The organism is Desertihabitans aurantiacus (genome assembly GCF_003344635.1).
Lineage (GTDB): Bacteria > Actinomycetota > Actinomycetes > Propionibacteriales > Propionibacteriaceae > Desertihabitans > Desertihabitans aurantiacus.
On the sequence record NZ_QPKK01000178.1, the window covers coordinates 1 to 8224 of the forward strand.

The 8224-nt window shown below is 74.5% G+C and carries 7 protein-coding genes and 1 pseudogene; 1 reads left to right on the top strand and 7 read right to left on the bottom strand.

The annotated features are described in order from the left end of the window. Positions 1 to 102 precede the first annotated feature (102 nt). The 3 genes from DVA66_RS21315 to DVA66_RS13815 all read right to left on the bottom strand — a co-directional run bounded on the left by DVA66_RS21315 (position 103) and on the right by DVA66_RS13815 (position 4241). Entirely contained in the window at positions 103 to 1782 is a 1680-nt protein-coding gene (locus DVA66_RS21315) for an NAD-binding protein (protein ID WP_198671760.1), read from the bottom strand. A gap of 109 nt (positions 1783 to 1891) precedes the next feature. Next, positions 1892 to 2353 (bottom strand): hypothetical protein, encoded by a 462-nt coding sequence (locus DVA66_RS21320; protein WP_198671761.1) that lies wholly within the window; start codon positions 2351 to 2353, stop codon positions 1892 to 1894. Positions 2354 to 2531: 178 nt separating this feature from the next. Next, complete coding sequence (locus DVA66_RS13815; RefSeq protein WP_114560612.1) at positions 2532 to 4241, bottom strand: acyl-CoA mutase large subunit family protein; 1710 nt, start codon at positions 4239 to 4241, stop codon at positions 2532 to 2534. Between the two features lie 132 nt (positions 4242 to 4373). On the opposite strand from DVA66_RS13815, the gene DVA66_RS13820 reads away from it, so the two are divergent. Next, a complete protein-coding gene (locus tag DVA66_RS13820) occupies positions 4374 to 5690 on the top strand; it encodes an acylneuraminate cytidylyltransferase (RefSeq protein ID WP_114560613.1) in 1317 nt (438 codons plus the stop codon). Between the two features lie 52 nt (positions 5691 to 5742). On the opposite strand, the pseudogene DVA66_RS22030 reads toward DVA66_RS13820, so the two are convergent. The 4 genes and pseudogenes from DVA66_RS22030 to DVA66_RS21325 all read right to left on the bottom strand — a co-directional run. Then, positions 5743 to 6750 (bottom strand): annotated as a pseudogene (locus DVA66_RS22030) (DUF6716 putative glycosyltransferase); the annotation flags it as partial. After that, positions 6750 to 7250, bottom strand: coding sequence for a MarR family winged helix-turn-helix transcriptional regulator (locus DVA66_RS13835; protein WP_114560617.1), 501 nt, complete (start codon positions 7248 to 7250; stop codon positions 6750 to 6752). The gene DVA66_RS13835 and the pseudogene DVA66_RS22030, both read right to left, overlap by 1 nt. Next, complete coding sequence (locus DVA66_RS13840) at positions 7250 to 7903, bottom strand: PH domain-containing protein (protein ID WP_114560616.1); 654 nt, start codon at positions 7901 to 7903, stop codon at positions 7250 to 7252. The genes DVA66_RS13835 and DVA66_RS13840 overlap by 1 nt, the downstream gene beginning before the upstream one ends. Positions 7904 to 7914: 11 nt before the next feature. Beyond that, entirely contained in the window at positions 7915 to 8067 is a 153-nt protein-coding gene (locus DVA66_RS21325) for a hypothetical protein (protein ID WP_198671762.1), read from the bottom strand. Between the last annotated feature and the right edge of the window lie 157 nt (positions 8068 to 8224).

Below are 8224 nucleotides of genomic sequence, written 5' to 3' on the forward strand. Positions count from 1 at the left end.
CCGGCAGCCCCTCGAGGGTGGCGCCGGGCCGCCACGGCGCCCCCACCCGCTGCAGCTCGGCCCGTCCCCAGCGGGCCGGGTGGTCGGTCATCTCCTCCTGGCTCACCGCCCGTCCTCCCCCTCGCCCGTCGCGCCGGCCTGCACCGCCTCGGGCCCGTCCCCGGGACGGGCCGAGAGCAGCCCGGCGAGCCCGGTGCGGGTCGCCACCAGCGCCACCCGGTCACCCGGGTGCAGCTCCTCGCCGCCGACGTCCCAGCGCCAGGCGCCGCCGCGCTGCTGCACCGCCAGCAGCTGAACCGCGCCGGGGCGGGACAGGGTGGCCGCCCGGGTGCCGTCGGCCAGCTGCACCTGGCTGCCCACGGTGAGCTCGGTGAAGATCAGCACCCGACGACCCACCGGGAAGACCGTCTCGGAGTGCCGCCCGAGGGCGGCGGCCGCGAAGGCCGGCGCCGCCAGCACGGAGACGCTGCGGGTCGGGCCGAGGTCGAGCACCCGCTCGACCCGGGCGGCGAGGGCGTGGTCGAAGAGGCGGGTGACCACCCGCACCCGGGGGTTGGCCTCCTTGGCCACCATCGCGATCTCGAGGTTGGCCGCGTCGTTGTCGGTCAGCGCCAGCACCACGTCGGCGCGGGCCAGACCGGCCGTCTCCAGGGCGGCGGCGTCGGTGCCCTCGGCCACCACCACCGGCACCCGCAGCTGCCGGGCCCGGCGCACGCCGGGGCCCTCCTCGTCGCGTTCCACCCCGACCACCGCCACGTTGCGGTCGTGCAGCCGCTGCAGCACCGACGTCCCGATCCGGCCCAGCCCGCAGACCACGACGTGGTGGCGCGGCCGGCCGCGGACGCCGCCGGTGAGGGCGGCCAGCCGGCTGGTCACCAGCAGGTCGACCAGCACCGCGGTGATCCCGGCCGACAGGGTGAGCCCGAACAGCTGGATCACCACCGCGCCGAAACGCGGCACCAGCGGCATCGCCTCCAGCTCGACGTCGACCCCGGTCGCGGTGGACTGGGTCAGCGCCAGGTAGAGCGCCTGCCACCAGCCGACACCGTTCGCCCGGAACCACACCGCCGAGGCGAGGATCAGCAGCACCAGCCCGATCAGCACCACCCGCACCTTCCGGTCCACGGTGCGACCCAGCGCCCCCACCAGACCGGACGTCCGCACCCGGGTCGCCGACCCGGGCACCACGGCGGTGCCGAGCACCAGGTCACCCTCCGACGGCAGCAGCGCCGCGTCCCCGACCGCGGTGGTGCTCCCGAGGACCGCCAGCTGCTCCCCACCGACCCGGGTGCGCGACCCGGCCACCACGGAGCGGCCGGCGAGCTCGAAGGTCTGCACCTCCGAGCTCTCCAGCGCCGCGGCCACGATCGACGGCGCGGCCAGCTCGGCCGAGGAGAGGATGACGCACTCACCCAGCAGCGGCTCCAGCCGGCGTCCGAGCTCGGGCTTGGACATCTCCAGCACCAGCCGGACGCCCGGAGCGATCTCCTCCACCAGCAGCGCCAGCTGCACCGCTCGGACGTCGTCGGACCCGAGCACCACCACGCAACGGGCCCCGACCACACCGGCGTCACGCAGGTCGGCCTCGTCCAGCCGGCGGCAGCGGCTGACCCGGGCGCCCAGCCGCACCAGGTCGTCGTCGTACTCCCCGTCCGGCCCGGCGGCGAGCACCACCACCTGCTGCCCGGCCTTGCGCAGCTCCTCGGCCAGCCGCACGGTCGTGGTGGTGACGCCGAGGAGCAGCACGTGCCCGGACGGTCGCTCCAGCGTCGCCGCGCTCACGCGTTCACCGCCCCGCCCAGGAGGCAGGCCGCACCCCACGGCTCCACATGGGGTGCAGCCTAACGAGCCCGCGGACCCTCGCAGGCGGGCTCCGGGCCGGCCGTCGTCCTCACATCGAGAGGCCGGACGGTGCGCGCAGGTCGGCAGCGCGCGATCGCGCCGTCCGGAGCAGCTCGCGCAGGCGCTCCTGCACCGGCTCGGTGCTCGTCGGTGCCGGTTCCGACGCGGCCGTCCACGCCGCCCGGTGGACGCCCTCCCACTCCCGCTCCAGGAGGTACCCGCCCCGCTGCGCGCGGGCCAGCCCGGACAGCAGCTCCCGGTCGTCGCCGAGGACCGCGGCGGCCATCCGCCGGACGTCGGACGCGGTCGAGCGGGCGACCACGAGACCTGCGCCAACCGCCAGCAGGACGACCAGGGCCACGGCACCGGCGGCGTCGGGGGCCGCGACGAGCTGGGAGAGCACCACCACGGCGGCCACCGCCAGCAGGAGCGACGCCACGAGCACGAGGGACGGGTCGTGCAGGCGCAGCGCCCAGCGGCGACGAGCGGGTGTGGCACGCGGATCAGCCACCCAGCCGACGCCAGCCCGCAGGACGAACCGACCGGGGACGTCCAGTCCCCGCAGGCCCCATGCCGGTCGCACGTCTCGATCTCCCTCGGTGCCCGGGACGACCGCGTCGTCGCCCCGCGGCAGCACTGCACCACCCGGCTCCGACACGTGTCAAGTTCCTTGACGGGCGCCTGCGAGCTCAGAAGCGGGCGGGCTCGGTGTAGCCGCCCCAGACCTCCCGGAGCGCGCCGCAGATCTCGCCCAGGGTCGCCTCGGCGCGGACGGCGGCCAGCATCGGCTCGACCAGCGACGAGTCCGGCGTGCCCGGCTCGCGGCGGGCCACCTCCACCATCGCGGCGACCGCGTCCCGGACGGCCCGGTCGTCGCGGGCGGCTCGGCGGGCGGCGAGCCGGCGGCACTGCTCGCGCTCCACCTCCGGCCCGACCCGGAGGATCTCCAGCTCCGGGCTGACCGTCGAGGTGTGGGCGTTGACCCCGACCACCCGCCGCTCCCCCTTCTCCAGCGCCAGCTGCTGGCGGAAGGCCGACTCGGCGATCTCGGCGGTGAACCAGCCGTCCTCGATACCGCTCAGCAGCCCGGCGGTGACCGGGCCGATCGGGTGCCCGCCCGCCCGCTCGCCCCGGCGCTCGATCTCGGCGAACACCGCCTCGGCCTGCTGCTCCAGCCGGTCGGTGAGCTCCTCCACGTACCAGGAGCCGCCGAGCGGGTCGGCGACGCTGACCAGCCCGGTCTCCTCGGACAGCACCTGCTGGGTGCGCAGCGCGATCTCCGCCGACTGTGCGGTGGGCAGCGCCAGCGTCTCGTCCAGCGCGTTGGTGTGCAGCGAGCTGGTGCCCCCGAGCACCGCGGCCATCGCCTCGACCGCCGTCCGCACCACGTTGTTGTACGGCTGCTGGGCGGTCAGCGAGACCCCTGCGGTCTGGGTGTGGAAGCGCAGCCACTGGGCGCGCTCGGTGGTGGCGCCGAAACGGTCACGCATCCAGCGGGCCCAGATCCGCCGGGCCGCGCGGAACTTGGCGATCTCCTCGAAGAAGTCGATGTGGGCGTCGAAGAAGAAGCTCAGACCCGGGGCGAAGCGGTCGACGTCCAGCCCCCGGGAGAGCCCGAGCTCGACGTAGCCGAACCCGTCGGCCAGGGTGAAGGCGAGCTCCTGCGCGGCCGTCGCCCCGGCCTCGCGGATGTGGTAGCCGGACACGCTGAGCGGCTTGTAGGCCGGCATCCGCGCGCTGGTGAACTCCATCAGGTCACCGATCAGGCGCAGGTGCGGCTCGGGGGCGAAGATCCACTCCTTCTGCGCGAGGTACTCCTTGTAGATGTCGGTCTGGCAGGTGCCGTTCAGGGTGCTGACGTCCACCCCCTGGCGCTCGGCCGCCACCACGTACATGCACCAGATCGGCAGCGCCGGGCCGGAGATGGTCATCGAGGTGGTCACCGCGCCGAGGTCGATCCCGTCGAAGAGCACCTCCATGTCGGCGCAGGAGTCGACCGCCACCCCGCAGTGGCCGACCTCGCCCAGGCTGCGCGGGTCGTCGGAGTCGCGGCCCATCAGCGTCGGCATGTCGAAGGCGACGCTCAGCCCGCCGCCGCCGGCCTCGAGGATCATCCGGTAGCGCTCGTTGGTCTGCCGGGCGTCGCCGAAGCCGGCGAACTGGCGGATCGTCCAGGGCCGGCCGCGGTAGCCGGTGGCGTGCAGCCCGCGGGTGAACGGGAACTGCCCCGGCCAGCCGATCCGCTCGCTGCGCGGGTCGGCGGTCTCGTCGGGCGGGCCGTAGACCGGCTCGAGCTCCAGCCCGGAGAGGGTGGTGCGGTCGGGGTCGCGCACCCGTCCGGTGGCCACGGCCTCGTCGTAGGCGTGGCGCCAGCGTGCGCGTCCGGGGCTCGACGTCATCGGCGACCTCCTCGTCCTCGGCTCCGGGAACCGGTGCCACCCACATCCTAGGACGCCCTACTACCCGTCGCCGAGCCCGCACCGCACGCGGTCCGCGTCCGCCCTCGGCGCGCACCACTAGGGTGAGGGCCCGTGACCTGCATCGCCATCATCCCGGCCAGGGGCGGCTCCCAGGGAGTGCCCGGCAAGAACCTCCGCCCGATCGGGGGCATCCCGCTGGTGGCGCGGGCGGTCCTGTCCTGCCGGGCCGCGAGCGGGATCGACCACGTCTTCGTCAGCACCGACGACGCCCAGATCGCGGCCGCCGCACGGGAGGCCGGTGCGGAGATCATCCACCGCCCGGCCGAGCTGGCCGGCAACACCGCGAGCTCGGAGTCGGCGCTGCTGCACGCTCTGGACGATGTGGCCGAACGCGGGATCGACCCCCAGATCATGGTGTTCGTCCAGTGCACCAGCCCGTTCATCCGCGCCGAGGACCTCGACACCGGGGTGGCCATGGTGCGGGACGGCGCCGCCGACAGCGTCTTCTCCGGCATCGAGACCTATGAGTTCCTGTGGCGCGACGCCGATGAGACCCTGCCGCCCGGCACCGGTCAGGTGGTCGGGCAGAACCACGACGCCAGCCACCGCCCGCGCCGGCAGGACCGCCGTCCGGACTTCCGGGAGACCGGCGCCTTCTACGTGATGCGCACCGACGGCTTCCGCCGGGCCAAGCACCGCTTCTTCGGCCGCACCAGCGTGGTGCCGGTCTCCGAGCTCACGTCGCTGGAGATCGACACCGTCGAGGAGCTGGAGCTGGCCGACGCCTTCGCCCGGGTGTTCGACCGGGGCGTCCACGACGGCCCGGCGACGCCGGACCCGATCGACGTGGACGCGGTGATCACCGACTTCGACGGCATCCACACCCCCGACACCGCCTACGTCGACCAGGACGGCCGGGAGACCGTACGGGTCAGCCGGGCCGACGGTCTCGGGGTGTCGTTCCTGCGCCGCGCCGGGGTGCCCTTCCTCATCCTGTCCAGGGAGCGCAACCCCGTGGTCAGCGCCCGGGCGAGGAAGATGTCGGTGGACGTCCTGCAGGGCGTGGACGACAAGGCCACCGCGATCCGCAGCTGGATCGAGGAGCACGGGCTGGACCCGCAGCGGGTCGCCTACGTCGGCAACGACGTCAACGACCTCGGGCCGCTGTCGGTGGTCGGCTGGCCGGTCGCGGTGCCGGAGGCGCACCCGCTGGTGCTGCGCGCCGCCCGGGTGGTGCTCACCCGGCCGGGGGGCGAGGGTGCGGTCCGCGAGCTGTGCGAGCGGGTGCTGGCGTCACGTCCGGGCTCGGAGCAGCTGATCTCCGAGGTCGCAGGCGGCGCAGCCGGTTCGCGACGTTCCACGCCCACGCTGGCAGCAGCAGACGCCCCTGACGCCACACCCGGCCCCGGAGCCGACGCAGACCGGTGACCTGGGCGGGCCCCAGCGGACGGGCCCGACGCCGGTCGACCAGCTCGGTCAGCCGGGGCAGCCAGGTGTTGGCCCCGGCGGGGTGGAAGTAGTTCTCGGCCAGCCAGCGCTCGTCGGGCGGGCTGAACCGTCCGGCCCGCAGGTCGTCCAGGCCGTGCAGCAGCCCCGAGCCCCGGAACACCTCGTTGATCATCTCCGCCGAGACGCCGAAGTCGTCCAGCACGATGGTCGGCACCTTGGCGTGGATCGCCTCGAGCGCCGCCGTGGAGGAGACGGTGACGAACCCGGCGGCGTCCTGCAGCGCCTCGGCCATCGAGCCCGCGCGGAAGGTGATCCGGTCGTGGGGTAGCCCCTCGCGCGCGGACAGCTCGTCCCACAGCGTCGCGTAGGGCAGGTCCTCGTGGTGGGTCTGCAGCTCGTGCGCCAGCGCCCGCACCTTGACCACGGGACGCAGCGGCGGCGCCACCGCCGCCAGCGCACGCAGCACCGCCTCGCGCTCCCCCACCTCGCGCGGCACCTTGGCCTGGGCGGCGAAGACGATGTCGCGGCCCTCGGCGTGGTGGGCCCGCTCCTGCAGGAACGGCAGGGTGGCCAGCACGAAGTCCATCTGGTAGCCGCGGTAGGCCGCCTCGGCCGCGTAGCCGCGCCGCTCGCGCTCGCTGTGCAGCACGAACAGGTCGGTGCCGCTGCGGTAGCGGATGCCCTTCCACTTCACCGGCCAGCTGATCCCGGGCAGCCCGGTCACCAGCACCGGACGCTCCGGCCCGCGCAGCTCGGGGTGCTCGAGCAGGGCGCTGATCACCGGTCCGGTGCAGGCCAGCAGGACGGCGTCGGGACGGGTGGCGCGCAGCCGCGCCAGCAGCTCGCGCGAGCGGACCACCGGCAGGTCGGCCCCGGCCGCCGCCCGGACCTGCTCCGGCGACGGCGTGATCGGGGTGCGCAGCACGAGCACCTGCACCTCCCAGCCCTCACCCAGACCGGCCACCAGCGTGACCGCCCACTTGAGGTAGGAGTCGCTGTCGGCGACCGCCAGCACCTTGCGGGGATGCGCGTCGGCCATCAGAAGTCGCCCGCCGCCGCGCGCGGACGGCGCAGCAGCGCGGAGAGCTGGTCGCACTCCTCCTCCGAGAGCGAGGTGAGGGCGAACCCGGAGTCGGTGATCAGCCGGGTCGCCTGCTCCATCGTCTGCCGGCCCTGCTCGGTGAGCGCGGCGAGCACCGCCCGGCCGTCGTGGGGGTGCGGCCGGCGCTCGATCAGGCCGGCGGCGGCCAGCCGCTGCACCAGCGAGGTGACCGAGGTGGCGTGCACCTGCAGCCGCTCGCCGATCTTGCCCAGCGACAGCGAGCCGTGCCGGCTGAAGGAGAGCAGCACCAGCACCTCGTAGCGGGCGAAGGTCAGCCCGAGCGGGCGCAGCCGCTCGTCGAGGTCGGTCAGCACGAGCTGGTGCACCCGCATCAGCGAGGTCACCGCGCGCATCCGCGCCGTCTCCGGGTGGTGCTGCGACCACTGCCGGGCCGCCCGCTCGATCGGGTCGAACGGCAGCGGGTTCCGCTCGGCCATCACACTCCCCCTGCTCGCTCGTCGCGGGTGCTCGCCCCGCCGTGGTCCCCGCCCGGCCGGGGCGTGGGCACCGGGGTCGGTACGTGGCCCCGACGGGGTGCCGGCTCGGGTGGTCCGACCGGGACGTCGTCGCCCGACACTGCCATGGCCCGCCGCACGCCCGAGCGCTGGATCACCCGTTGGATGGTGAGGTCGCGCTCGTCGGGACGCCCCACCCAGCGGATGTCGCGCAGCCCCTGGTCCTGGGCGGCCGACTCGAAGACGAAGTGGCCGTAGCCGAGCACCCGGCCGATCAGCGGCTTGTGCACGGCGATGTCGAGGATCCGCTGGATCGGCATCGTGGCGAGGCGCTGGGAGAAGATCCCCGAGACCCGGAAGACCCGCATGTTGGTGATGACGAAGCGGTCCATGTGGGCCAGCTGGATCCGGTACAGGCAGACCAGCGCCGCCAGCAGCCCCAGCCCGAGCAGCAGCCACCAGCCCGACCCGGCCAGGGGCGCGGCGGCGACCAGCGCGATGCACAGCACCAGCCCTCCGACCCAGCCGGCGTAGGCGAGCGGGTGCTTGTGCACCTCGTCGACCACGACCTCGCCCTCGTCGATGATCAGGTGCCGCCCGACGTGGGGGTCGAGGAGGTCGCTGAGGACGGACATCGGGCGTCCGGTCAGGCCGCGAGCTGCTCGAAGAAGGTGGCGATGGAGCCGAAGGCGCCGATGAAGGCGCGGACGGCCGAGGCGGCGTCCTCGGGGCGGGTGAACAGGTAGAAGAGCGCGAACGCCACCACGAGCACCAGCACGATCTTCTTGACCCAGCTCATCAGGACCTCGGGGAAGTAGGAGGACGGACGTCGCCCCTTTCTACCTCAGCCGGGCCGCCCGGCCGTGGACCCCGGACCGCCGGGCGCGCCGCCGGCGGCCCTGCCAGCCGCGGCGAGCAGCCGGTCGGCAGCGGTGTGGGCGTCCAGGTCCCCGTCG

Excerpts from the sequence above, each read along its gene's own strand:
- DVA66_RS21325 (WP_198671762.1), bottom strand. The coding sequence starts at position 8,067 with ATGAGCTGGGTCAAGAAGATCGTGCTGGTGCTCGTGGTGGCGTTCGCG.
- DVA66_RS13815 (WP_114560612.1), bottom strand. The coding sequence starts at position 4,241 with ATGACGTCGAGCCCCGGACGCGCACGCTGGCGCCACGCCTACGACGAG.
- DVA66_RS13840 (WP_114560616.1), bottom strand. The coding sequence starts at position 7,903 with ATGTCCGTCCTCAGCGACCTCCTCGACCCCCACGTCGGGCGGCACCTG.
- DVA66_RS13835 (WP_114560617.1), bottom strand. The coding sequence starts at position 7,250 with ATGGCCGAGCGGAACCCGCTGCCGTTCGACCCGATCGAGCGGGCGGCC.